This window comes from Paracoccus aerius, from assembly GCF_014656455.1.
Taxonomy (GTDB): Bacteria; Pseudomonadota; Alphaproteobacteria; order Rhodobacterales; family Rhodobacteraceae; genus Paracoccus; species Paracoccus aerius.
Map to the genome: position 1 here is coordinate 76,482 of NZ_BNCL01000014.1, position 23,792 is coordinate 100,273.

A 23,792-nucleotide genomic window follows, 5' to 3' on the forward strand; every position below is an offset into this window, starting at 1 on the left:
TTGCGACGCGTTCTATGCGGAAGCAAGGATGCACATGGATACCCTTGCTCTTGCGCCTCGGCGACATTGAGGCGACGAGAAGAAGTTGGGGTTCCGGGTGATGAGCGCTCCCTGCAGGTGGGATCAGCAGTAGCCAATCGATAACATGATGGATTGAGATGCCCGTCCATCTTTCTGATGTTTGATCAGATCGGCTCGCTCAAAGCCATTGCCATGCCCGCGCCCTGCAAAGCCTTGCTTCCGTTTGAAGGTTAGTCGCGCTACTGATCTCAAAACAGCAGAGAACCCGTTTATGAATCATTTATTTACTGCAATCGTCCGGTGACTTCGGCCCCCACCCAGGATGGGCGGTCGAATTCAGTTTCCTCCGCCGGAAGTTCGATCTCGGCGATGACCACGCCGGACAGGATGCCGGAGTAGACGTCCACTTCCCAGACAAGATCGCCACAAGGGGCAAAGAACCGAGTCTTTTCCAGAACGGCTCCGGCGCAATGCCGATCGAGAAGAGCAACAGCATCCTCAAAAGGGATCTCGTACTCGTATTCTTCACGGGATAGTCCGGTGCGGGCACCCTTGATGGCCAGTGTGGCCTTGTCGTCGGTGATGCGCACACGCACCTTGCCTCGGTCTGAAGAGGCAATCAGCCCGTCTCGGAGCCGGACGGACCGAACAGCACCCGCTTGCCAGTCGCCAGACGCCACGAGGAACTTGCGCTCAATCTCAACGGCCATGCAGCCCCGCTTCAACGTCAACACGGGCGCGACTAGCGGGGCAGGGGAGCCAAAGCAATAACAAACACGGGGAGAGGGCTTTTCTCACTTCCCTAGGGGCAGCTTCGCGCCGAGGACCATGTCCGGTCTCTTTTAAAGCAATTGCTGCGAGCAAAGGCAGCGGGCCATGATCATCAAGCACTTGCCACAACCGCCAGCATGATGGCGGGGGAGAGGCAGGGACCGCCTGTTTTTGCATCACTGCGTAAGCTCCAACGGCAAGATGCCGTCACCTCGGTGTCATGCAGCTGCAGCCCAAAGCAGGCGAACTGGGCGTCCAGCATGCATTTGCTGCATAGCAGCAATCTGCAATCGTTGATTGTGCAGGCGCAGCAATAGAGCCATCTTGGAGTTGTCCGAAACGCGACCCCCTCCGGACGGGCGCAGACGGACACGGAACATAGCCGCCCCATTTGCGGCACCTTGATACGACGGACCTCTCCTCCTCCCAATGGTTCGGACGTTGGCGGCAACGGCCTCTCCTCCTCCCATGGCCTTGCCGCACCTTTACGCGGCCCTCCCTCCTCCCTGGGCCAGCGTTATGCGGCGGCGCCCCTCCTCCTCCCTGGGCGCCGCCGCCTTCATTTCAGCCGAGAGAAGAGCCTGTTTGACGTCAGGATTTATCCACAATCTCTGCGGATCGTTATGCCGCCGGATCAAGATCCATCTGTGCTTGCGCCTGAGCGAGACCGCACTTCCTTCGATGCCAAGCAGATCAACACAAGAAAAAACCCCCTCTGCATCCGCATTGGGGGTTCGTTCGTCTTAACCGGGATAGCTTGGCTCAGAGGCCGCGAGCAATCCGCTCGATGTCACCGCGGCACAGACCGATATCGTTGAGCTCGCGATCCGACAGGCGGTTCAGTTCGCGACGGGTCACGCGGGCATCGTTCCACGCCGAAAGCATCGAGAAGACGTTCGCGACGACATTGCCAACACCACCAACAGCAACACTGCGGTTCATTTCCATCGTCGACATGACATCACCTAGTTTCAAAAGCGCCCGACCATCGGGCAATCGCTTCCTGATCAAGGATATAGATTGTGCACTTGCGGAAATGTAGGCGCCGGATCGGCAAGGCCGATATGCAGAGGATGCAAGTAACAGACTGTGGCTATGCCCTGTCCATCAAGCAGCGGAAGGGAACAAGGTTTCATAACGCCCGTTAGGGGCGGAGCGATAGCGAAAGCATTGATCGGGGCGGCGTCACGCCATTGACAGCGACCATGCCCGTTGCCATGGTCCGGCCCACATCAACGGGGATGCTCCATTCATGGGGCTGAGATGCGCGAGCTCGCGCGAACCCTTTCAGCTGATCCGGGTAATGCCGGCGGAGCGAGGAAAGCATGTTCATTGGCGCCCAAGTGTCGCTTTATCCCATGACATCCGATTTCGTGGACGTCATCATGTCCAGCCTCGGAGCGCTCGATCCCTATCGCGACACGTTGCGGATCGAGACGGATGACATCTCGACCCTGATGGTGGGGGCACCAGAACCGCTGTTCGATGCCGTGCGCGATCTGTTCACCCGCGCCGCACGCCAGCCGAACCATGTGACGATGCATGTCACCTTTTCCCGGGGTGCCCCGGAGAGCCGGATGATCCGACCTGTCGTTGCGAGACGCTGACGCGCGCGCAAGGCTTGTCCCTGTCAGAACGTCAGGCCAAGGCGCAGGAGGCTGTTCGGACTGCGCCGACCCTGGGCGTCGCTATCGATGTGCAGTTTTCGCTTTATGTGCTGGGCCAAGACCGTCACATGGACGAGATCTATGGCTGCATTGACTTCCTCAAGAACTCTGGCACCTTCCTGCGCTCCAAGAACTTCTGCACCCGGCTGCGAGGCGATGCAGGAGCGGTCTTCGAGACGCTGCGCCAAGCCTTCCTGCGCTTTGGCCCGGCCGAGGGGCATGTGACCATCGACATGACAGCCTCGGCGAACAGCCCAAGTACGCGCTGATCCCCGGGGGCACGGCCATGCTGCCGCGTATTCTGCCGCCCCTGCTTCTGGCCGCCAGCCTTCTGGCGGGTTGGGAGATTTATTGCCGTCTGGCAGATGTAGCGCCGCTGATCCTTCCGGCGCCCTCTGGTGTGCTGCAGGCGTTGGTTTCGAATCGGGCCGACATCGGCGCACATGCGCTGTCCACCATAGCGGTGGTGGCCTTGGGCTTCTCGCTTTCGGTCGGCTTCGCCTTTCTCGTCTCTATCATGTTGCATTTCCTGCCTTGGGCCAAAAAGGGTCTGATGCCACTGTTTGTGGCAAGCCAGACCGTGCCGCTGGTTGCGCTGGCGCCGCTGATGATCCTCTGGTTCGGCTTCGGCCTGTTGCCAAAGGTGCTGCTGGTTATCCTTGTCACCTTCTTTCCGATGCTGCTGAGCCTGCTGTCCGGTTACCAGCAGACGCCCACCGACTTCACGGATCTTCTTGCATCAATGGGCGCGAGACGGTTTTCCGTTTTCCGCCACGCGGTCCTGCCCTCGGCTCGGCCCAGCTTCTTCGCCGGTCTGCGGATCTCGGCCACCTATGCGATCGTCGCCACGATCTTTGCCGAATACGCCGGGGCACGGCGCGGCTTGGGTATCTACATTCTTGCAGCCAAGAACAACTTTCACGCCGATCTTGTGCTGGCGGCGGTGGTGGTGTCTGCCGGGCTGACGCTGGCCCTGCTGGGCGCTATCCGGCTTCTGGACCGCCTGACCGCCCGCGGACCCAAGGCGCGCTATGCTTGACCTGCACGGCCTGACCATTGGTGCAGATGGGACAACGCTGGTTCGTGACCTGTCGCTGTCTGTGCCAGCCACGGGGATCACCGCCCTGATAGGTCCCTCTGGCTGCGGCAAGAGCTCGGTCCTGAAATGGCTGGCGGGCATCCTGCCGAAGGGACTGCAGGCCGAAGGGCAGGTGATGCTGGATGGTCAGGCCATTGCCCGCCCCTGTCCCGCGATCAGCTACCAGCCGCAAAGCGACGCGCTGTTCCCATGGCTAACGGTGGCCCAAAATGCCGCCTTGGGCCTGCAGATCAGGGGTCTGTCTCGCGCCGAAGCGCTGAAGCGCGTTGCCCCGCTGTTCCGCAGCTTCGGACTGGAGGGAACGGAAGGCCAGTTTCCCGACCAGCTTTCCGGTGGGATGCGCCAGCGTGCCGCCTTTCTGCGCACGGTCGTACATGACAGCCGCTATGTCCTGCTGGACGAACCCTTCTCGGCCCTGGATGCCGTAACGCGTCTGCGCATGCAGGACTGGCTGGTTGCCCGGCTTGCCGACCGACCGCGCGGCGTCCTGATGGTCACCCATGACCTTCACGAGGCAACCGGGCTTGCGAACCGTATCCTGGTCATGGCGGGCTCGCCTGGCCGGATCGTGGCTGAAATCCCGATGCCCCTTTCCCACACGCTACGCAGCGAGGCCGCTCTTGCGCTCCTGCGTGACAAATTGAAGTCCCTGCTGCTGGAGAACGCCCCATGACGATCCGCTCGCTTGCGCTTGGCCTTTGCCTTGCAACCCCCATGCCCGGTTGGGCCGACACCAGCGTCAGTGTTGCGCTCGACTGGATGCTGAACACCAATCATGTCGGCCTGGTCGTCGCCCGCGACCAAGGGTTCTATGCCGCCGAAGGGCTGGAGGTCGAACTGCTTCCCTATTCCGACACCAATTCGGCGGCGCTGCTGGCGGGGGGTGCCGCGGATTTCGCCTATATGACCTCGCTTGGGTTCATGTCGGCGCGGGCCGGTGGGACCGAGCTGGTGGCACTGTGCGCCACGATGCAGCATGATCCGGGGCGGCTGGTCTTTAACAGCGATAATGCGGAAATTGCCCGGCCCGCCGATCTGTCGGGCAAACCTATGCCGGCTTCGGCAGCGCGTGGGAGGAGGCGCTGATCGGCACGATGATCCGCAACGACGGGGGCGAGCCGGTTTGGAACACCGTGACGCTGGGCACCGGCGCCTACGAGGCGCTGGCCTCGGGGGCAGTGGACTTCACGCTGGAGGTCTCGACCTGGGAGGGCGTGAACAGTACGCTTCAGGGCCGAAAGCAGTCCTCATTAACCTATGCCGACTACGGCATTCCGGACCAGCAGACAGGCTATATCGGCACGCGCGCGGACACCCTGGTCGAAGACCCGGATCTGGTCAGGCGCTTCATGCGCGCGACCTTGGCGGGCTACGAATGGGCCGCCGACCATCCGGATGAAGCTGCGCAGGTCCTGATCGCCGCCGGAGACTTTCCGAACCTCGAACTTGTCCACGGCTCGATGAAGGCGATCACCGAGGGCGGTTATCTCCGCCACGGCGACACGCCCGTGGGCAGCATCGACCCGGAGCGCTTTTCAGCCATGGCGCGTTTCCTGTTCGAAAGTGGCGTCCTCAAGGACTCTGGCGGCAAGGCGCTGGAATGGCCGGGGAATGTCTCGGGCTGGTTCGACCAGGGCTGGAGAGAGCAGGAATCGTGACGAGTTTTATAGTTATTTATCGCACCAAACAATTGTTCAACTAGCAGAAAAGCTATGTAAGCTGACCTAGGATAATTGCCGGTAGGCCCTCACAACGGCCTTTCGATCACCCTTACAGTTTGGTAGGGGGAGCTGAGCCCAAATAAAAACTACAATGCAAAGAAACGTAACTTTTCGGGTCAAAAATTGGAGAAACAGTCCTTTTAGTTGAGCAGAACTGATTGCATGAAGATTAGCTTAGGCTATTTTCGCAGCCAATCGCGAAAAACTTGAAGTTGACGCTTTTGGGCCTTTCGCTCGGCATTAACCATCCAGATTGCCTCGCCCGATCGGACAGGGCCTCCAAAAGGCAGATGAAGCAAACCATCGTCAAGCTCGGCTGTTAAGTAATGTCTTGGAATGACTGCTAGACCCATTCCTTGTATGGCCGCCCGCAAGAGCAAGGCGCTATGCGAAAATCGATTGCCTTGGATTGTTCCGCTATACGGAATTCCAGACACCCGTAACCATGTCAGCCATAGACTTGGCCGACTAGCATTCTGTAGGGAAGGAATTTGCGTAAAGTCGAGAAAGCTTAAAGTTTCTCCAATAGGCAACAATTCTGGACTTGCAACAACCGCTAATTCCTCCTCAAAGAGTTTGATAGCGCGACCATGCCATTGTCCAGCGCCCCGCATGATTGCTACATCTACCGGACTTGTTTCTAGATCGATCGTATCGGCGACAGTCATTAGCTCAAAAGGAATATCTGGAAAGCGTCGCTCAAACTCACGCATCCGAGGAATAAGCCAAGCAGACGCCAGCGTCGGAGTACTGCCGATAATCAACGCGTCACCAGCTCGGCGGCCACGAACAGCATCGATAGAAGCTTCCTCAAGACGCGCAAGAATCTGCACCACGTCCTCGTAATACGATGAGCCAATCTCGGACAGCACGAGATTGGAACCTATACGCTCGAAAAGTCGCATTCCAAGAAACTGCTCAAGGCCTTGCACATGGCGGCTCACACCCCCTTGCGTCATGCCGAGTTCGTCAGCGGCCTTCGTGAAATTCAGTAGGCGTGCAGCAGCTTCAAAAGCCTGCAAGGCAGGAAGGGAGGGCAAGAAACGTTTCATGCTATGATTAAAACTCATGATGCAATAAGGAATCAAGGGGTTGCTTCCATTCTGATGCTAATAAATATGGGGCTATACAGAAGCTGCTTCTCTGCATCCAATCTTGTCTACTCAAGTGCTATGAGTAGTTTTCAGTGTTCAGAGTCGGCAGCTAAGTGATGATAAGGCTTGAAAACAGGCCGGAACGCTCGCCAACAGGAGTACAAAATGATCTCACGTCGTAGTTTTACTGCCTTTCTTGCTGGCAGTGTCGCCCTTGCTGCATTGCCTGCTGCAGCCCAAGCACAAAGCTCGCTGGAGCGTATCAAGACATCAGGCGTTCTTCGCATCGGGGCGGTCGCCGATGGCGCGCCTTACTATCAGAAGAGTGTGGCTGATGGTTCCTGGCGTGGCTTCTACATCGACATTTGCAAGAAGCTGGCAGGGGATCTTGGTGTTGATCTCGAGATCACTGAAACCACTTGGGGAAACTCGGTTCTGGAGCTGCAGGCGGACAAGCTGGACGTTTTTTTCGGACTTAATCCCACGCCGGAACGTGAGAAGGTGATCGACTTTTCGGGACCCTGCTTCCGAAACGCCTTTTCGCTGGTAGTTGACGAGGACGAACAACGGGCAGCCTGGGAGGATTTCAACAATCCAGAAACGAGGATTGCTGTCGATGCAGGCTCGTCGCATGACTCGGCTGTCACGCGCCATTGTCCTGATGCCCAAATTGTCCGCCTCAAGTCGCAGAGCGATGCCACGGCTTCGGTCCAAGCGGGGCGCGCTGATGCTCAATGTCTGGTCCTGATCCTTGCACTGACGCTGGTGTCCAAAAACAAGAATATCGGCAAGGTCGTGATTCCCTCACCTGGTGATGCCACCACGTCAAATGCAGGCTTCCGCCGAGAGGAAGATCCGGCTTGGAAAGACTTTGTGACAGGTTGGATCGAGGAGCAGCGACAAAGCGGCTTCGTTCGCAAGGCTATCATTGACAACATGGCTCTGCTGGGAGTGACCGAAGAAGACTTCCCTGAAGGTTTCGACATTTGACCTGAACGCGGACCGGCGCTGCGCCGGTCCAGAAGGGAGATCTTCATGTACGAATGGGATTTCAGCGTCCTTTGGACATACCGCTGGCTGTTTCTTGACGGCATCATCATGACCGTGTCGTTGACGGTTGCGGTCGTGCTGGGGGGACTAGCTGTCGGGCTAATTACTGCCATGGGCATGTTGTCAGGCAGTCGCATCCTGAAAGCTGTGGCGCTGAGTTTTATCGAACTGTTTCGCTGCACGCCGATCCTCGTGCAGTTGATCTGGTGCTATTACGCGCTGCCGATCCTGACAGGAATTGAACTGTCACCAATTGCAGCGTCGATCATTGCACTGTCGTGCTATGGTGGTTCGTTCTATTCCGAGATCATACGCGGCGGCATCGTCTCGATCGAAACCGGGCAGCGCGAGGCAGGGTTGGCACTGGGCATGACACCCACGTTGGCCATGCGGCGGATCGTACTCCCGCAGGCTCTGCGTCGGATGGTGCCAGCTTTGATGAACCAGTCAATCCTGCAATTCAAGAATACCTCGCTGGTGTCGGTGCTGGCGGTTCCCGACCTGGTCTACCAAGGACAAATCGCCGCTCATGACAGTTTCCGCCCGCTGGAAACCTATACGGCAGTTGCAGTCGCCTACCTTGTTATTCTTCTCCCAGTGACACTGTTCGTGCGCCATCGTGATGCAAGGTTTGGAGGAGCAAGATGAACCGCCCGATGATCGAGATCCGAGGATTGCGCAAGAGCTTCGGCACGCATGAGGTGTTGCGCAACATCAACTTCACGGTGGATCCCAGCGGCGTGGTCGCCCTGATCGGCCCGTCGGGGTCGGGAAAATCCACCCTGCTGCGCTGCATTAACCTGCTGGTCAGGCCCGACGATGGAGCTATCCGGGTCGGAGATGCCCAGTTCACCTTTGATCATGCAGCGCGGCCGCCCAAGGCGAGGGCTCTTGCGGCTTTTCGGGCACGCACGGGGATGGTGTTCCAGAATTTCAACCTGTTCGGCCACATGAGCGTTCTGGAAAATGTAATGGAGGCACCTATCCAGGTGCGCAAGCTGCCCAAAGGGGCCGCGCGCGACCTAGCAATGACACAGCTTGCCAAGGTGGGGCTTGCCGACCGCGCGGACCAAATGCCGCAAACATTATCCGGAGGGCAGAAACAGCGTGTCGCCATTGCCCGTGCCTTGGCCATGGAGCCGGAGGTCATGTTGTTCGACGAGGCGACATCGGCACTGGACCCGGAGTTGGTCGGTGAAGTGCTGGCGACCATGCGCGCGCTTGCGCAAGCCGGAATGACAATGGTCATCGTCACGCACGAAATTGCCTTCGCCCGCGAAGTTGCTGACCGCGTTGTCTTCATGCGCGACGGCGTGGTTGTCGAGGATGGGCCCGCCCGTCAGGTGATCGACAATCCGACTCAGGAAGCAACACGCAGTTTCCTGTCCCATTTCCACGCAAGCCCGGCTTAATAATGGATAGCTTAATCCGCACTGAAACAGATCAAATAGCCGCAATCCGCATCCTGCTGGTGGAAAGTCCGATCAAGATGGCCCGCCAGCAGGGCGTGGGCCACATTAAAGGAACCGTCAAGCGCGTCCTGCTGCAGTTGACGAGTCGTGACGGCATCACCGGCTGGGGGGAGGCGGCTCCGTGGGAGGTCTTTACTGGCACACCCGAAGCTGCTTTTGCAGCCCTTGATGTGTACCTGCGCTCAGTGGTAATCGGCTGGCCCTTGTCCAATATCCGCGGACTGACCCAGGCTATGGACCGTGTGCTCGTGGGCCATCACGAGGCAAAGCTTGCCGTCGAAATGGCAATGTTCGACATCTTGGGAAAGCGCAGCGGCCTATCGGTGGCGGAACTTCTGGGCGGGCGAGTGCGCGACAGGATCCCCCTGTCCTTTTCGATCGCAGATCCCGATTTCGCGGCGGATTTAGACCGGATGCACCAGATGGTTCCGCAGGGAAACCGCATCTTCAAGGTCAAGACCGGGGTCAAGCCGCATGCCGAGGATATGGCTCACCTGGAGGCAATGCGTGGCGCTTTCGGCGACGGGATCGATCTACGTTTGGACTATAATCAGGCACTGCAGCCATTTGGCGCCCTCCGGGTGCTGCGCGACGTCGAACGGTTTGCGCCCACCTTCATCGAGCAGCCTGTCCCGCGCGATGCCCTAGCAGTGATGGTGGATTTCCGACGGGCATTGGACACACCAATTCTTGCGGATGAAAGCTGCTTTGAGATCGGTGATTTGCAAGAAGTTATCCGCTTGGGTGCGGCCGACGCAATCTCAGTCAAGCTGATGAAGGTGGGTGGCATGTTGAAGGGGCAGGGGCTTATGGCGCTGGCTGATGCCGCACGCATTCCCGGCTATGGCGGTACACTGTGGGAAGGGGGCATTGCCTTAGCCGCGGGCACGCAGTTCATCGCGGCAACGCCCGGCATCTCTTTAGGCTGCGAATTCTACATGCCGCACCATGTCCTAACCGAGGATGTCTTGGAGCAGCGGATCGAGAACTGTGATGGCCATGTCATCGTGCCCACCGGCCCCGGCTTAGGCATCACCATAACCGAACACTCGCTGAAGGATGGCGCGCGCCAACTGGCCGAGGCCTGACAATACCAAACATTGCATGAGGACACGGCCGCAGGCAGCGCCTGGCGGTTGACGGGAAAGGATTGCCGAAATGACCGCTCAGACCGAAAAACGACGCCGCGTCGCGGTGATCGGGGCCGGTATCGTCGGGGCCTGCACGGCGCTCGAAATGGCGCGCGCCGGATTTAATGTCACCGTCATCGACGCCTCCCAGCCGGGAGGCGAGCAGGCTGCAAGCTACGGCAATGGTGCCTTTATTTCGCCTGCATCGATCATCCCGATGTCTGTTCCAGGATTGTGGCGCAAAGTGCCCGCCTATCTGCTGGACAAGGCTGGGCCATTGACAATCAACTGGACCAGTCTGCCGCGTTTGGCACCGTGGCTCGTGCGCTTTCTTCGGGCCGGCTGGACCGAGGAGCGTCTCCGGCGGACAGTGTCCTCTCTTGACAGCTTGCTGCATGACGGACCCGATCGGCACCTGGCCTTGGCCCAAACTGTTGGCGCGCCATCGCTGATCCAGCGAAATGGTATCTTGTATGCTTATCCCAACCGCGCTGCCTACCTGAGCGAGGCGCCGTTCTGGGCGCTCAGACGGCAGGCCGGGCTGCAATGGCGCGAACTTGACGCAGAAGCCCTACACGCCGAGGAACCTGCGCTGGCCCCTTGTTACAGCTTTGGTGTTCTTGTTGAAAGCGGCGCGCAATGCCTTGATCCGGGCGCTTATGTCCGCGCGATCCTGGCTGCGTCAGGGGCGACAATGAAGCAGGCTCGGGTTACCGGTCTTGCGCACGAAGCCCGAAGTGTCATCGCGGTTGAAACCGAGTTCGGTCCTGTTCCCACCGACATTGCCGTTCTGACTGCCGGCATGGGATCGGCAAAAATTGCCAGAACGATTGGCGACAACATCCCGCTCGAGGCAGAGCGGGGCTACCATGTCGAACTGCCCGACCCGCCGATCCGCCTGCGGCGCCCTGTCATGCCCAGTGATGGCAAGATGGCCAACACCATGACTGCCGGTGGCCTGCGTGCCGCCGGCCAAGTCGAACTGTCAAGCGCCGACGCGGCGCCAGACTGGCGCAGGGCGGACATCTTGCTTCAGCACCTGACCCGTACCTATCCGGCCCTAGCCTCGGTGGACCAAGGAAAAGCCCGGCGCTGGCAGGGCAATCGCCCATCGACCCCGGATGGGCTGCCGGTCATCGGCGCTGCATCGCTGTCGGGGCTTTGGTACGGCTTCGGCCATGGGCATCTTGGCTTGAACGCCGCGCCCCACACAGCCGCGCTTTTGGCCGATCTTGTCCTGGGCCGTCCGACTGGCATCGATATTGCGCCGTTTTCGCACAAGCGCTTTGCACGGGCAGGGTGACAGCCCGATGCCCTAATTAGGACACAAAGCGGTACCACACGAACAAACCAACAGGAGAAGTTGAGCATGAAGGGCGCAGACATTCTTGTCGAAATGCTGATCGGTTACGGCGTCGAGACGATCTTCGGTGTGCCGGGGGATACTAACGTCCCCTTTTATGAGGCCTTGCAAGGCCGCGAAGACAAGATACAGCATGTCATGGCGCGGGACGAACGCTCTGCCGGATATATGGCTGACGCCTACGGTCGTTTCACCAACAAGCCGGGGGTCTTTGAGTGCCCGTCGGGCGCAGGTGCGATGTACTCACTGCCGCCCGTCGCGGAGTCCAACGGCTCGTCGGTTCCGGTCATCCTCCTCACGATCGACATACCCTTGCCGGGAGAGGGACGTGGCGTCCTGACTGAGCTGGACTGCGCCAAGCTGTTCGAACCGGTGACGAAGATGTCGGTTCAGGTGAAGTCGGCGCAGAAACTGCCCGAAATCATTCGCCGAGCCTTTCGCACGGCCTGCTCAGGCAAGCCGGGCGCCGTTCATCTGCAGATCCCGGAAGACATGCTGCTGGCTGATGTCGACCCGACGACAGTCTCCCTGCATGTCGAAGAGGAATGTAAGACGTTTCCGGCCTTCCCGACGCGTCCGGTCGCAGACAAGCTTGAAACGCTGATGGACCTGATCCGGCAATCCGAACGTCCGCTGATCGTGGCCGGGGGCGGGGTTAGCAGGGCAGGGGCAGGCGACGTGATTACGCGCTTTGCCGAGGCCTGCAACATTCCCATCTGCACTACGATGACAGGCCAGGGAACCATTGATGACGATCATCGGCTGGCAATTGGGGTGATTGGCGACAACGGCTATCATCCCCATGCCAACTGGGCTCTGGAGCATTCCGATCTTGCAATCTTTGTCGGCTCGCGCATCGGCTCGGTGGTGACAATCGGCTGGACCTTTCCAAAGATTACTCTGAACCGGCGCTTGGTGCAGATCGACATCGACCCCGACATCATGGCAAACAATTATCAGAACCTGCTGTCGGTCGTTGGCGATGCTGTTCTCACCTTCAACGATCTGCTGGCCATGAACGTGCAGGTGGATGGCGCCCGCTATGAACCTTGGGTCCAGGAACTGAATGAACATCGCGCAGCCTTCTGGGAGCATGCCGAACCAAAGCTGTCGGCCGATACGCTGCCCATGCGGCCCGAACGCGTGGTGCGCGCCTTCAATACTGCGCTGGAGGCTTCCGGAAAGCCTGCCCTCATCTATTCGGATGCCGGCACGCCCACTCCCTACATGACCCGCTACTTGAAGATCAACGATCGGCACACGCGGTTCAGCATTCCCCGTGCCTTCGGGGGGCTGGGCTCGGCTCTTCCCGCAACAGTTGGTGCATGGCGCGCAGACGGGTCCAAACGGCCCATCGGGCTGTTCGGGGATGGTTCGTTTGGAATGACTGTGGGTGAGCTTGAAACCCTCGTGCGGCTGCAGGTGCCTGCCATCTTGATCCTGTTCAACAATGGCACCTTCGGCTGGATCAAGGGCCTGCACAGGCTTAAGGGCCACAACCAGTGCTTCGGGGTGGACTTCATGCCCCCGAAGGGTGAGGCGATCGCTGCGGCCTTTGGCATGCAAGCCTGGACGGCGAAAACGCCGGAACAGCTTGACACTGCTTTGGCCGGAGCTTTTGCGCACACGTCCGGACCTTGCTTTATCGATGTCCATGTTGAGTCTCTCGCCGACCGTGTTCCACCTGTCTATTCGTGGCTGACCAAGCGGGGCGAAGATCCAATGGCATTGGAGGCCGCCGACCAAAGCTACTTCTGAGGGGGCAATCTAGCGTAATCCGCCCGTTGGTCCCGTTACCCAAGTCTGAAAGGCAATGGGTAACGGGTCCGAAACGCGTTCGGCTGGAATGACAGCATAGTAGACCACGCTTTCACCTGCGGGCTGGGATGATCTGCAAAAAGACCTTGCCGGAAATCCCGCTCGATCAGGTAACTGGGAATGCCGGCTATGCCCAGGTTAGCCGTCGCGACTACTACCTGAACGGAAAAGCTGGCCGAACCGATGGCATTGGAACCGCATCCGACGCCCTGTCCACAGCCGAGGCCATTCAGGCCCCTGCAAGGACCTAACCTCTTGCTTGATACTGGTGTTGCTTTTCAGCCTGCAGCGCGGAAAACAGGATAAAAACGGATTTCTGGACCATGCGCGCCTCCCAGAGCCATTTCGCAGACCAGAAGCCGATGGATGACAGGATCCGATCTCTAGAGGAAACGGGCTGGAACCGAGCAAGCGGATGTTCATTCACATGGATACTTCGTCGGCTTCACACGCATAATGCTTCAAAACCAGAACGGTTTTCATCGTTGAAACCTTGTAGACAGGATGACGGATGATTGGGTCCGTGCAACACCATCAAGCTCGCCGATGGCATCAATCGTTCGATCCAGGTCCTGGATGGTCGGAGCGGCGACCTCTACGATCAGATCAACGCTTCCGCTGACCGAATGAACTGCGATGACTTCGGAAAAGATTTGAAGAGCGCGGACAACCTGCCCCAGGGCTTTCTCTGTCAGAACAATCATGACATGGGCGCGTGCCAAGCTGTTTTGATAGTCATCTGACAAGCGGACAGAGTACCCTGAGATGATACCGACCTCCACCAGGCGATCAAGACGCGCCTGTACGGTTGCCCGCGCGACACCCATTCGCCGAGCAAGCGTAGCAATGGGCATGCGCGCGTCCTCAGAAAGGATCATCAGCAATTGGCGATCTTTCTCAGTCATGGTCACTTCGCCAATATCCTCCTGCAATTTGTCAAAAAAGTGGTGAAAATCTACGAGGTTTGCCGCTGCACAACAATATTGGCGGCTGTCATACCTTGAGACGGCGACACATACGACAGGAAGACAATATGCAAAAGATAGCGGTACTCGGCCTCGGAAAGGTTGGAACTCTCGCCGCGGAGTTACTGGCTCAGGGTGGCTTTTCCGTCATTGGCCTTGATCAAGCCGCAGCTGTAAGAAAGTATCCGTTTCCAGTCAGTATGATTGATGTCGCTGATGCCGAGGCGCTGCGAAAGGAGCTTTTACAGGTTGATAGCGTCTTATCTTGTCTGCCTTACCACCTGAACACCGGCGTTGCGAAGGTGGCACATGCTGCCGGGATCCACTACTTTGACCTTACCGAAGACGTCTCAACAACGAAGGCAGTCACTGAGCTTTCCAAGACATCCAGCGGTTTGATGGCTCCCCAGTGTGGTCTCGCGCCGGGTTTTGTCGGGATTGTCGGTGCCGACCTGATCTCCAAGTTTGATGATTGTCGTTCGTGCAAGATGCGGGTGGGTGCACTACCGCAACATCCAACCGGTTTGATGGGCTACTCCTTCAACTGGTCTCCGGCTGGGGTTGTGAATGAATATCTCAATGACTGTGAGGTGCTGGAAGAAGGCACCATCAAGTGGGTCTCAGCCATGGAGTGGGTCGAAAAGCTTTTCATTGGCGGGACCGAACTTGAAGCGTTCACCACGTCCGGCGGCCTTGGCACGATGTGCGAGACCTACAAAGACGCTGTTCCAAACATGGATTACAAGACCATGCGGTATCCAGGCCATGTAAAGCTGATGAACTTCTTCTTCCATGAGTTGCTGATGCGTGAGCGAAGGACAGAGGCCGAACAGATCCTCGTCAACGCCAAGCCGCCGGTGAGTGATGACGTCGTCTATGTCCATGTGGCAGCGGAGGGCATGATCGATGGAAAACTTGCACGCGAAGAATTCGTGCGAGCCTACTATCCATTGGAGTTGGCTGGACGTCAGCGTTCCGCAATTGCTTGGACTACCGCGAGCTCGGTTGTTGCTGTGATCGAGATGGTGCGCGACGGCAAGCTGCCGCAGAAGGGATTCCTCAAGCAGGAAGATATCCCGCTGGGGACTCTTTTGGAAACGACAACCGGAACACCTTTTAAAGGGGGCCGCATCTAACTGGCGTATGGGTTATCGGAGTTTTGGCTTGATGGCACTGAGGTCTGCCAACCAAAGCTGTTTCTGAGGTCGCGATCTTACTTCACCCGCTGATTTGTCCCGTTACCCATCCTTGGAACGCTAGAGGTAACGGGTCCGAAACACGTTCGTCAGGAATGACGACGTAGTAGGCTGCATCTGTCACCAGCGGCGGACCGGAGATGATCTGCAAAAGACCTTGGCGGACCTCTCTCTCGATCAGGTAGCTGGGAAGAAGGGCAATGCCCATGCCAGCCGTGGCAGCCTCGATCAGCAGGGAGAACTGGTCAAACCGATGGCCCTGAAAGCCGCGGCCAATGTCCTGCCCGTTGGCCGATAGCCATTCGGGCCATTGCAAGGGCCGTGGCTCCATGTGTAGCAGGGGCGCGTCGGGAAGAAACGCGCCATCCGTATCGATCAGCGTAGGTGCCGCGACCGGCAGGACGGTTTCCGCGCAAAGATAGCGGCAGGTCGCGCCAGGCCACGCGGGCTTGCCATAGTGGATGGCCACGTCGACACCCGCTTGGCCCAGATCGAAATGCCCGGTGCGCGACAGGAGCGAAACCTGCACGCCCGGATGCTGTGCCAGAAACTGGGGCAAGCGCGGCATCAGCCAGCGGCTGCCAAAGGTAGGCAAGGTCGACACAGCAAGATGGCCCGTCACATCTCGGCTGCTGGCGGCCCGCAAGGTCAGGTGCTCGAGCCCGGCCAGCAGGCTTTCAATCTCGGGCCGCAGCCGCTCGCCCGCACTGGACAGCACAATCCGCTGGCGAACGCGTTCAAAAAGCGCGATGCCAAGCTGGCCTTCAAGATCCTTGATCTGGCGGCTGACCGCGCTTTGCGTCAGGTTCAGCTCGACCGCCGCGCGGGTGAAGCTGCCATGCCGTGCCGCGGCTTCGAACGCTTGCAATGCCGACAGGTCTGGCATCTGGCTGCGGCTCAACTTCATTCCGTCCTCGCATCAAGTCAGTCGCATTCAGCGCGTTTCATGGGTCTGTTGATCCTGTATCCATGTAACTGAACCTTCTGGCAAGCATGGGATCTCCGCAATGACCAAGACCGGACCTGTATCACCGGATCGCATCCGCGCTGCGTTTTCCGCAGCAATGTCGGCCATGTATCGCGAGGAGGTGCCAGCCTATGGCACGCTGATGTCGCTTGTGGCGGACGTGAACCAAGAAACGCTGCAAAGGGATCCGATCCTGGAGGGACGTCTGCGATGGACGGGAGAATTGTCCCGCGTATCCGAGGAACGCCACGGCGCGATCCGGCTGGGCACGCCGGCGGAGTTGTCCACCATGCGCCGCCTGTTTGCGGTGATGGGCATGGAGCCGGTCGGCTATTACGACCTGACCGAGGCGGGCGTTCCGGTTCATTCCACCGCCTTCCGCCCGGTCAGTGAGGATGCACTGCGCCGCAATCCATTCCGGGTCTTCACGTCCCTGCTGCGTCTTGATCTGATCGACGATCCCGATCTTCGCCAAGAGGCCGAGGGGCTGCTGAAGGCACGCCGGATCTTCACCGATCGCTGTATTGCCCTGATCGAGCATGCCGAGGCTCGCGGAGGCTTGACCGAGGAAGAAGCGGCCGAGTTTGTTACCGAGGCCCTGGAAACCTTCCGCTGGCATTCCGACGCTCTGGTTGGCCCCGACCTCTACCAACGGCTGCATGACGCGCATCGTCTGGTCGCGGACGTGGTGTCCTTCCGCGGCCCCCACATCAACCACCTGACCCCACGCACCTTGGACATCGACGCTGTGCAGGACCAGATGCCCCGACGCGGCATCAGCCCTAAGGCCGTGGTCGAGGGGCCGCCACGGCGGAAATGCCCGATCCTGCTGCGCCAGACCTCTTTCAAGGCGCTTGACGAGGCGGTCAGCTTCGATGGACACAAGGGTCAGCACACCGCGCGCTTCGGAGAGATCGAGGCCCGCGGTCAGGCGCTGACGCCGAAGGGCAGGGCACTCTACGACCGGCTGCTGACGCAGGCGCGCGACCGGGTCCGGCCGAAGCCCGACGGAAGCAATGCGGCCGACTATGTCGCTGCGCTGCAGGAAAGTTTTGCGGCCTTCCCCGATGATCACGAACAGCTCCGGCAGCAGGGTCTGGGATATGTCGAGTTCTCACTGACAGAGAAGGCAAAGAGCTTGGGCAGTAGCGTGATTGACATGGATGTCGAGGCGCTGATTGCCGCCGGTTATCTGCGAGCCGATCCGATCACCTATGAGGATTTCCTGCCGGTCAGCGCAGCAGGGATTTTCCAGTCCAATCTCGGCGACGAAGCGGCACAGGATTTCCAGGCCAGTCCCAACCGCGACCGCTTCGAGGCCGATCTGGGCGCAAAGGTGCAGGACGAGTTCGAGCTGTATCAGTCTCTGCAGGATGACTCACTGTCACGTTGCCTGTCCACCTTGGGCAAATCCGACATCGCGGCGCAGTAGGTCGCCTCCTCAAGCAAGGAAGATAATCATGAAAGATGCGATTGAGATGGATCTGAAGGCAGAAGTTCGGTCAATTCTGGGAGGGCTCGGCGTCGAGGCGTCAGTCCTGGATGCCGGTGACATGGCCAGCTTCAGCCCGGTCACGGGACAGCAGATCGCCAGCCTTGCGCAGGATGATGCCGAGGCAACCAGGACCGCCATCGGTCGTGCCGCGGATGCGTTCCGCATCTGGCGCAATGTTCCCGCCCCCCGCCGGGGTGAGCTGGTGCGCCTGCTGGGCGAAGAACTGCGGGCAGCCAAAGGCGATCTGGGCCGCCTTGTCTCGATCGAGGCAGGCAAGAGCCCGTCCGAAGGGGCGGGCGAGGTGCAGGAGATGATCGACATCTGCGACTTCGCCGTCGGCCTGTCCCGCCAGCTCTACGGATTGACCATCGCGACCGAACGGCCGGGCCACCGGATGATGGAAACCTGGCATCCGCTGGGCGTCGTCGGGGTGATTTCCGCCTTCAACTTCCCCGTGGCGGTCTGGTGCTGGAACACGGCACTGGCGCTGGTGTGCGGCAATCCGGTCGTCTGGAAGCCTTCGGAAAAGACACCTTTGACGGCGCTGGCCTGCCAAGCCATCGTGAAACGTGCTCTGGCCCGCTTTGGCGATGCTCCTGACGGTCTGAGTCAGGTCGTCATCGGCGGCCGGGAAACAGGCGAAGCGCTTGTCGACGATCCGCGCGTGGCGCTGGTGTCGGCCACCGGCTCGACCCGGATGGGCCGGCAGGTCGGACCCAAGGTCGCGGCGCGCTTTGGCCGGTCGATCCTGGAACTGGGCGGCAACAATGCCGGCATCGTTTGCCCCTCGGCCGATCTGGACATGGCACTGCGGGCCATTGCCTTCGGTGCCATGGGAACCGCCGGTCAGCGCTGCACCACCATGCGGCGTCTGTTCGTGCATGACAGCATCTATGACCAGTTGGTGCCAGGGCTGATCAAGGCCTATGGTTCAGTGTCGGTCGGCAATCCGCTGACGACGCAGGCGCTGGTAGGTCCGCTGGTAGACAGGCAGGCGTTCGAGGGAATGCAGGCGGCGATCGAGGCCGCGAAAGCAGAAGGCGGCATTGTCCATGGCGGCACTCAGGTGACCGATGCTGCGCCCGAGGCAGCCTATTACGTCAAGCCCGCTCTGATCGAAATGCCGGCGCAGGCTGGACCGGTTCTGGAGGAAACTTTCGCCCCCATCCTCTACGTCATGCGCTATAGCAACTTTGATGATGTGATCGAACAGCACAATGCCGTCGGCGCGGGGCTGTCCTCGTCGATCTTCACGACCGACCTGCGGGAAAGCGAACGGTTTCTGTCGGCGGCGGGGTCCGATTGCGGGATCGCCAATGTCAACATTGGCACCTCGGGCGCCGAGATCGGCGGAGCCTTCGGGGGCGAGAAGGAAACGGGCGGCGGGCGCGAAAGCGGATCGGACGCGTGGAAGGCCTATATGCGCCGGGCGACCAACACCATCAACTATTCCCGCGCGCTGCCCCTGGCGCAGGGCGTCGTCTTCGACATCTGAGGGCCGTCATGGATATCAGCAGCAAGTCGTTCCGCCCGGCGGAGCGGATCGCGGATCTCGGCGTGTCCGAGATCCTGGCGATCACCGCGCGCGCCGCGGCACTGAAGCGTGAAGGCCGACCGGTCATCATCCTGGGTGCGGGCGAGCCGGATTTCGACACGCCCGATCACATCAAGGAGGCCGCAATTGCGGCCATCCGAGAGGGTCAAACCAAGTACACGGTTCTTGATGGCAGCCCCGCGATGAAGCGGGCTATCCGTGACAAGTTCCGGCGTGAAAACGGGCTGGAATTCAGGGTCGACGAGGTGACGGCTGCCGCCGGGGCCAAGCAGATCCTCTACAACGCGATGATGGCCAGCCTGAACGAGGGGGACGAGGTCATCATTCCGACGCCCTGCTGGACCAGCTACTTCGACATCGTGCGGATCGCTGGTGGCGTGCCGGTGGCCGTGCCCTGCGATGACAGCACCGGCTTTCGGCTAACGGCCGATGCTCTGGACGCGGCGATCACACCGCGAACCCGTTGGCTTCTGCTCAACTCGCCCTCCAATCCGACAGGCAGCGCCTATGGCGAGAACGACTATCGCCCGCTGATCGAGGTCTTGAACCGCAACCCGCATGTGTGGCTGATGGTCGACGACATGTACGAACATATCCTTTACGACGGCTTCCGCTTCGTGACGCCAGCCGCGCTCGATACCGGATTGCGGAACCGTTGCCTGACCGTCAACGGGGTCTCCAAAGCCTATGCGATGACGGGCTGGAGACTGGGTTATGCCGGCGGCCCTGCACCGCTGATCGCGGGCATGGCGGTTGTTCAAAGCCAATCGACCTCCTGTCCTTCCTCAGTCACGCAGGCGGCCGCCATTGCCGCGCTGGACGGGCCGCAGGATTTTCTGGCCGAGCGCACCGCCAGTTTTGCGGCCCGGCGCGATCTGGTGGTGGACGCCCTGAATGCCATCGACGGTATCACCTGCCGCAAGCCGGAAGGCGCCTTTTATGCCTTTGCAAGCTGCGAAGGGCTGATCGGCCGCGCCACATCGCAGGGCAGGCGCCTGGACAGTGATCGCGATTTCTGCGCCTGGCTGCTGGAGGCAGCAGACGTGGCAGTGGTGCCAGGCGCCTGCTTCGGACTGTCAGGCTATTTCCGGATCAGCTATGCCACCTCGGAACAGGAACTGCGCGAGGCTCTTGCGCGCACTGCCAAGGCTTGCGCAGCGCTGATGCACCAGACCGAGAACGCCTGATTACTTGGTCACAGGAGAGCAAAGGACACGGCAGATAAGTGCTGCCGTGTCCTGACCCGCAGGGATGGGCAACAGGAAGTCTTCTCATGTTCGACACCCAAGCCGATCGTTTCGCGGCATTGTCCCACGCTCTTGTTTCGGCAGGATTTGCGGGCGTTATCGAGGATGACAGCGCAACCCGCGCGGCCATGTCCACCGACAATTCCGTCTACCAGATCACGCCTGATCTGATCGTTGCGCCCAGGACTGCCGATGATCTGGTGGTGCTGCTGCGCGTCCTTGAAGAGCCGCAGTTTGCCGACATTGCAATCACCGCACGTGGTGGCGGCACTGGCACCAACGGCCAAAGCCTGAACAACGGCGTCATTGTCGACATGCGCCGCTTCATGAACCGCCTTCTTTGCCTGAACGAACAGGAAGGCTGGGCCGATGTCGAGCCTGGCATCGTGCTGGATGATCTGAACGCCCGCATTCGGCATTCCGGCTGGTTCTTCGCGCCGGAAACCTCGACTTCGACCCGCTGCACGATCGGGGGCATGGTCAGCACCGACGCGTCCGGCAAGGGATCGCGCATCTACGGCAAGACCTCGGACAACATTCTTGGGCTTGAAATCGCGCACCCGCGCGGGCTGCTGAACAGCATCTCCGCAGCGCCCGACTGGGCACGCCCCATGTTGGATCAGGCCGAAGCCGCGGCCCGGCAGGGCAGGCAAGCCTTCATCGACAACACGCCACGCCTGAACCGCCGCTTCACAGGTTATGACCTTGAGCGCGCCTGTCCCGCCCAGGGCGGCTTCGAATGGTGGCGTCTGTTCCTTGGCGCCGAGGGCACGCTTGGCCTTCTCAGCCGCATCCGCGTCAAGCTGCGCCGGATCGAGAAGGGAAAGCGCCTTGTTGTGGCCGCCTTCTCTTCTTTTCGCAGCGCGCTTGCTGCCGCGACACCGTTGCTGGGGGCCGATCCGACCGCTGTGGAGGTCATGGACGAGACGGTCCAAGACCTTGCCGACAGGGCAGGTCTTCTGCATCGCCTTCCTTTGGTTCTGCGCGCCGGGAAGGATCAACGCATAGCCTATGTCTTCATTGAGATGAATGGTGACGATGCCGTGCAGCTTGACCGGCGCGTTGATCGCTGCCGCCAAATCTTGGCCGGCCTGCCGGAGATCAAGGCGCATTATCTTTCCGCTGATCTAAGCGAGATCCGCGAACTTTGGGCGGTCCGTTCCGCAGGAGTAGGGCTGCTGGGCAAGGTCGAAGGGCCGGCGCGTCCGATCGCCTTTGTCGAGGATACCGTCGTTCCGCCAGAAAATCTCCCTGCGTTTCTCGATGATTTCCTGGCCGTGCTGTCAAGCCAGGGGCTCGGCTTCGGGATCTATGGCCATGTGGATGTCGGATGTCTGCATATCCGGCCGGCGCTCAACATTGACGATGGTGCGGACAGGGAACGGCTGGTTGCGGTGTCCGATGCCGTCTTCGACCTGGCACGCAAGCACGGTGGCATTTTCTGGGGCGAGCATGGCAAGGGCGTGCGTGGCGCCTATCTGCAGGAATGGATCGGCACTGATGCCTATCGCGCCCTGCAAAGTGTCAAGCGGGCCTTCGATCCGACGGAGCGCTTCAATCCGGGCAAGCTCGTCTCGAACGACGTGCCGGTCATGGGCATTGGCACGACGCCGTTTCGGGCCTTCAATGCCCCGGACGGGGATGCGCTGGCCAACGCGTTTCGCTGCAACGGCAACGCGCAATGCCTCAGCTATGCCGCGACAACGCCGATGTGCCCCAGCTTCAAGGCCACCGCGGATGTTCGCCAAAGCCCGAAGGGCAGGGCCGATGCGCTGCGGGCGTGGCATCAGGCCCGGACGACTGGCGCAGACCTGACGCAGCGAGAAGAGGACCTTCTGGCGGCACTGGACACCTGTCTGGGCTGCAAGGCTTGCTCAACCAGCTGTCCGGTCCAGGTCGATATTCCCTCCATGCGCTCGGCTTTCCTCGCGGACTACTTTTTGCGCCACAAGCGCCCGCTTGCGGATCGCCTAATTTTGTGGGCCGAACGGTTCAGCCCGGTGACGCAGCGCCTCGCACCCGTGCTTGCGCCCGTCTGGCCGGCAGTATCCCGCATTAGTGGCCGGTTGACCGGAACGGTCGATCTGCCGCGCCAACTGGCACGGATGCCGCGCAACCTGTGGCTTGAAGAACGTGATTTGCCGCGGCCGCTGCCTGCTGATACCGTCATCCTCGTTCAGGACTGGTTCACGGCGCTGTTCGACCAGGAGGTGCAACGCGACGTCGTCGCGGGTCTTGCCGCGCTTGGCTATCGCCCCAGGTTGTTGCGCATGCGGCCGGCCGGCAAGGCGGCACATGCCGGCGGTGATCTGTCCGGCTTCCGAAAAATGGCCGAGAGGCTGGCCGTCCTCCTACACCGCGCCGAGGCCACCAAGGCGCCGCTGGTGGCGTTTGAACCTGCGTTTGGCATGATGCTGCGGCAGGAGTATTCCAAAGCCGAGATTGCCGTGCCAAGGGTGCGGATGGTCCAGGAGTTTCTGATTGACGACTTCGCCAAACGCACTGTCTCGCAGGTGCGGACGGCTAAGGACGTGACGCTGTTGTCGCATTGCACCGAAGTCACTGCGTCACCACAATCCGCTGTTCTTTGGCGGCGTGTGTTCGAAACCATCGGAATCGCTGTCGAGACACCGGCAACCGGCTGCTGCGGCATGGCAGGGCTCTTCGGGCACCAGAAGCGTCACCAGCAGATGTCACGAACCCTGTTCGATCTTTCGTGGCGGCAGCAACTCGAGGCAGGAGTACAGGTCGCTGCAACAGGCTTTTCCTGCCGTTGTCAGAGTGAGCGCTTCAGCACGCTTTGCATTCGACATCCGCTTGGCATAATCGCGGATTGCCTGACGTCGAACGGGTAAAGATTGGGGGCTGATCCGGCGCAGGTTTGGCATCAGCGGTCATACGATGATCGTCGCTGATCGGCTTTCCGGGTCAGCGGCGGGCATCCACCAGATGATAGGCCTGCGCGCCTGCTTCGAAGAACGCGCCCCGTACCATTCGGAAGGATGCAGCCTGAGGCGCTGTCGGCTGTAGGGGAAGCGTAACCGCCCGGTTGCCACCGCCTGCCTGAGCGTGGGGTGTTCGGCTAAGACACGTGCATAGCGACGTCGTTAACGACGTATCTTATGCGGGGCTTTCGATGCGTGGTGACATTCTGGGTCTGG

Annotated in this window: 20 protein-coding genes, 1 pseudogene and 1 riboswitch; of the genes and pseudogenes, 16 read left to right on the top strand and 5 right to left on the bottom strand. The window is 60.1% G+C overall.

What is annotated here, in order from left to right; translation table 11 throughout:
* Positions 1-305 precede the first annotated feature (305 nt).
* Both IE224_RS15245 and IE224_RS15250 read right to left on the bottom strand, forming a co-directional pair.
* Complete coding sequence (locus IE224_RS15245) at positions 306-731, bottom strand: CYTH domain-containing protein (RefSeq protein ID WP_191311592.1); 426 nt, start codon at positions 729-731, stop codon at positions 306-308.
* Between the two features lie 823 nt (positions 732-1,554).
* Positions 1,555-1,749: a DUF1127 domain-containing protein gene (locus IE224_RS15250; protein ID WP_191311594.1), complete on the bottom strand. Its 195-nt coding sequence runs from the start codon at positions 1,747-1,749 to the stop codon at positions 1,555-1,557.
* 270 nt (positions 1,750-2,019) lie between these two features.
* Positions 2,020-2,127: riboswitch (TPP riboswitch) on the top strand.
* Here IE224_RS15250 and IE224_RS21090 point away from each other — a divergent pair.
* The 5 genes and pseudogenes from IE224_RS21090 (at position 2,118) to IE224_RS15270 (ending at position 5,216) form a co-directional block, all read left to right on the top strand.
* A complete protein-coding gene (locus IE224_RS21090) occupies positions 2,118-2,399 on the top strand; it encodes a YkoF family thiamine/hydroxymethylpyrimidine-binding protein (protein WP_229849404.1) in 282 nt (93 codons plus the stop codon). Its footprint overlaps the riboswitch before it by 10 nt.
* Before the next feature lie 128 nt (positions 2,400-2,527).
* On the top strand, positions 2,528-2,728 hold the full coding sequence (locus IE224_RS21095; RefSeq protein ID WP_229849405.1) for a YkoF family thiamine/hydroxymethylpyrimidine-binding protein: 201 nt from the start codon (positions 2,528-2,530) through the stop codon (positions 2,726-2,728).
* Between the two features lie 17 nt (positions 2,729-2,745).
* Positions 2,746-3,498, top strand: coding sequence for an ABC transporter permease (locus IE224_RS15260; RefSeq protein ID WP_191311596.1), 753 nt, complete (start codon positions 2,746-2,748; stop codon positions 3,496-3,498).
* Positions 3,491-4,231: an ABC transporter ATP-binding protein gene (locus tag IE224_RS15265; RefSeq protein WP_191311598.1), complete on the top strand. Its 741-nt coding sequence runs from the start codon at positions 3,491-3,493 to the stop codon at positions 4,229-4,231. Before IE224_RS15260 ends, IE224_RS15265 begins: the two co-directional genes overlap by 8 nt.
* Before the next feature lie 86 nt (positions 4,232-4,317).
* Positions 4,318-5,216, top strand: a pseudogene (locus IE224_RS15270) (ABC transporter substrate-binding protein).
* A gap of 242 nt (positions 5,217-5,458) precedes the next feature.
* Here IE224_RS15270 and IE224_RS15275 read toward each other — a convergent pair.
* Positions 5,459-6,331, bottom strand: a complete 873-nt coding sequence (locus IE224_RS15275) for a LysR substrate-binding domain-containing protein (RefSeq protein WP_191311600.1) — start codon at positions 6,329-6,331, stop codon at positions 5,459-5,461.
* A gap of 207 nt (positions 6,332-6,538) precedes the next feature.
* On the opposite strand from IE224_RS15275, the gene IE224_RS15280 reads away from it, so the two are divergent.
* From IE224_RS15280 to IE224_RS15305, 6 genes are all read left to right on the top strand, one after another.
* Positions 6,539-7,363: a transporter substrate-binding domain-containing protein gene (locus IE224_RS15280; protein WP_191311602.1), complete on the top strand. Its 825-nt coding sequence runs from the start codon at positions 6,539-6,541 to the stop codon at positions 7,361-7,363.
* 45 nt (positions 7,364-7,408) lie between these two features.
* A complete protein-coding gene (locus IE224_RS15285) occupies positions 7,409-8,071 on the top strand; it encodes an amino acid ABC transporter permease (RefSeq protein WP_191311604.1) in 663 nt (220 codons plus the stop codon).
* Entirely contained in the window at positions 8,068-8,835 is a 768-nt protein-coding gene (locus IE224_RS15290) for an amino acid ABC transporter ATP-binding protein (RefSeq protein ID WP_276529578.1), read from the top strand. The genes IE224_RS15285 and IE224_RS15290 overlap by 4 nt, the downstream gene beginning before the upstream one ends.
* A gap of 2 nt (positions 8,836-8,837) precedes the next feature.
* Entirely contained in the window at positions 8,838-9,983 is a 1,146-nt protein-coding gene (locus IE224_RS15295; protein ID WP_191311606.1) for an enolase C-terminal domain-like protein, read from the top strand.
* 70 nt (positions 9,984-10,053) lie between these two features.
* Positions 10,054-11,328, top strand: a complete 1,275-nt coding sequence (locus IE224_RS15300) for an NAD(P)/FAD-dependent oxidoreductase (protein WP_191311607.1) — start codon at positions 10,054-10,056, stop codon at positions 11,326-11,328.
* 66 nt (positions 11,329-11,394) lie between these two features.
* Positions 11,395-13,146, top strand: a complete 1,752-nt coding sequence (locus IE224_RS15305; protein ID WP_191311609.1) for a thiamine pyrophosphate-binding protein — start codon at positions 11,395-11,397, stop codon at positions 13,144-13,146.
* Between the two features lie 539 nt (positions 13,147-13,685).
* Here IE224_RS15305 and IE224_RS15310 read toward each other — a convergent pair.
* Complete coding sequence (locus tag IE224_RS15310; protein WP_202380193.1) at positions 13,686-14,111, bottom strand: Lrp/AsnC family transcriptional regulator; 426 nt, start codon at positions 14,109-14,111, stop codon at positions 13,686-13,688.
* Positions 14,112-14,239: 128 nt separating this feature from the next.
* On the opposite strand from IE224_RS15310, the gene IE224_RS15315 reads away from it, so the two are divergent.
* Positions 14,240-15,307, top strand: coding sequence for a saccharopine dehydrogenase family protein (locus IE224_RS15315; protein ID WP_191311612.1), 1,068 nt, complete (start codon positions 14,240-14,242; stop codon positions 15,305-15,307).
* Between the two features lie 82 nt (positions 15,308-15,389).
* On the opposite strand, the gene IE224_RS15320 is transcribed toward IE224_RS15315, so the two are convergent.
* Positions 15,390-16,274, bottom strand: coding sequence for a LysR substrate-binding domain-containing protein (locus IE224_RS15320; protein ID WP_191311614.1), 885 nt, complete (start codon positions 16,272-16,274; stop codon positions 15,390-15,392).
* Positions 16,275-16,374: 100 nt separating this feature from the next.
* Between IE224_RS15320 and hglS the strand changes: the two genes are divergently transcribed.
* The 4 genes from hglS (at position 16,375) to IE224_RS15340 (ending at position 23,486) form a co-directional block, all read left to right on the top strand.
* The gene (gene hglS / locus IE224_RS15325) at positions 16,375-17,766 is read left to right on the top strand and encodes a 2-oxoadipate dioxygenase/decarboxylase HglS (protein WP_191311615.1); all 1,392 of its coding nucleotides are present in this window, start codon (positions 16,375-16,377) and stop codon (positions 17,764-17,766) included.
* A gap of 28 nt (positions 17,767-17,794) precedes the next feature.
* Positions 17,795-19,324 carry an L-piperidine-6-carboxylate dehydrogenase gene (amaB, locus tag IE224_RS15330; protein WP_191311617.1) on the top strand — a complete coding sequence of 510 codons (1,530 nt, stop codon included), beginning with the start codon at positions 17,795-17,797 and terminating at the stop codon, positions 19,322-19,324.
* Positions 19,325-19,332: 8 nt separating this feature from the next.
* On the top strand, positions 19,333-20,571 hold the full coding sequence (locus IE224_RS15335) for a pyridoxal phosphate-dependent aminotransferase (RefSeq protein ID WP_191311619.1): 1,239 nt from the start codon (positions 19,333-19,335) through the stop codon (positions 20,569-20,571).
* A gap of 86 nt (positions 20,572-20,657) precedes the next feature.
* Positions 20,658-23,486 carry an FAD-binding and (Fe-S)-binding domain-containing protein gene (locus tag IE224_RS15340; RefSeq protein WP_191311621.1) on the top strand — a complete coding sequence of 943 codons (2,829 nt, stop codon included), beginning with the start codon at positions 20,658-20,660 and terminating at the stop codon, positions 23,484-23,486.
* The last annotated feature ends 306 nt before the right edge of the window (positions 23,487-23,792 follow it).

Bases quoted from the DNA above. Each gene is read 5' to 3' on its own strand.
- IE224_RS15245 (WP_191311592.1), bottom strand. From the start codon at position 731: ATGGCCGTTGAGATTGAGCGCAAGTTCCTCGTGGCGTCTGGCGACTGG.
- IE224_RS15250 (WP_191311594.1), bottom strand. From the start codon at position 1,749: ATGTCGACGATGGAAATGAACCGCAGTGTTGCTGTTGGTGGTGTTGGC.
- IE224_RS21090 (WP_229849404.1), top strand. From the start codon at position 2,118: ATGTTCATTGGCGCCCAAGTGTCGCTTTATCCCATGACATCCGATTTC.
- IE224_RS21095 (WP_229849405.1), top strand. From the start codon at position 2,528: ATGGACGAGATCTATGGCTGCATTGACTTCCTCAAGAACTCTGGCACC.
- IE224_RS15260 (WP_191311596.1), top strand. From the start codon at position 2,746: ATGCTGCCGCGTATTCTGCCGCCCCTGCTTCTGGCCGCCAGCCTTCTG.
- IE224_RS15265 (WP_191311598.1), top strand. From the start codon at position 3,491: ATGCTTGACCTGCACGGCCTGACCATTGGTGCAGATGGGACAACGCTG.
- IE224_RS15275 (WP_191311600.1), bottom strand. From the start codon at position 6,331: ATGAAACGTTTCTTGCCCTCCCTTCCTGCCTTGCAGGCTTTTGAAGCT.
- IE224_RS15280 (WP_191311602.1), top strand. From the start codon at position 6,539: ATGATCTCACGTCGTAGTTTTACTGCCTTTCTTGCTGGCAGTGTCGCC.
- IE224_RS15285 (WP_191311604.1), top strand. From the start codon at position 7,409: ATGTACGAATGGGATTTCAGCGTCCTTTGGACATACCGCTGGCTGTTT.
- IE224_RS15290 (WP_276529578.1), top strand. From the start codon at position 8,068: ATGAACCGCCCGATGATCGAGATCCGAGGATTGCGCAAGAGCTTCGGC.
- IE224_RS15295 (WP_191311606.1), top strand. From the start codon at position 8,838: ATGGATAGCTTAATCCGCACTGAAACAGATCAAATAGCCGCAATCCGC.
- IE224_RS15300 (WP_191311607.1), top strand. From the start codon at position 10,054: ATGACCGCTCAGACCGAAAAACGACGCCGCGTCGCGGTGATCGGGGCC.
- IE224_RS15305 (WP_191311609.1), top strand. From the start codon at position 11,395: ATGAAGGGCGCAGACATTCTTGTCGAAATGCTGATCGGTTACGGCGTC.
- IE224_RS15310 (WP_202380193.1), bottom strand. From the start codon at position 14,111: ATGACTGAGAAAGATCGCCAATTGCTGATGATCCTTTCTGAGGACGCG.
- IE224_RS15315 (WP_191311612.1), top strand. From the start codon at position 14,240: ATGCAAAAGATAGCGGTACTCGGCCTCGGAAAGGTTGGAACTCTCGCC.
- IE224_RS15320 (WP_191311614.1), bottom strand. From the start codon at position 16,274: ATGAAGTTGAGCCGCAGCCAGATGCCAGACCTGTCGGCATTGCAAGCG.
- hglS (WP_191311615.1), top strand. From the start codon at position 16,375: ATGACCAAGACCGGACCTGTATCACCGGATCGCATCCGCGCTGCGTTT.
- amaB (WP_191311617.1), top strand. From the start codon at position 17,795: ATGAAAGATGCGATTGAGATGGATCTGAAGGCAGAAGTTCGGTCAATT.
- IE224_RS15335 (WP_191311619.1), top strand. From the start codon at position 19,333: ATGGATATCAGCAGCAAGTCGTTCCGCCCGGCGGAGCGGATCGCGGAT.
- IE224_RS15340 (WP_191311621.1), top strand. From the start codon at position 20,658: ATGTTCGACACCCAAGCCGATCGTTTCGCGGCATTGTCCCACGCTCTT.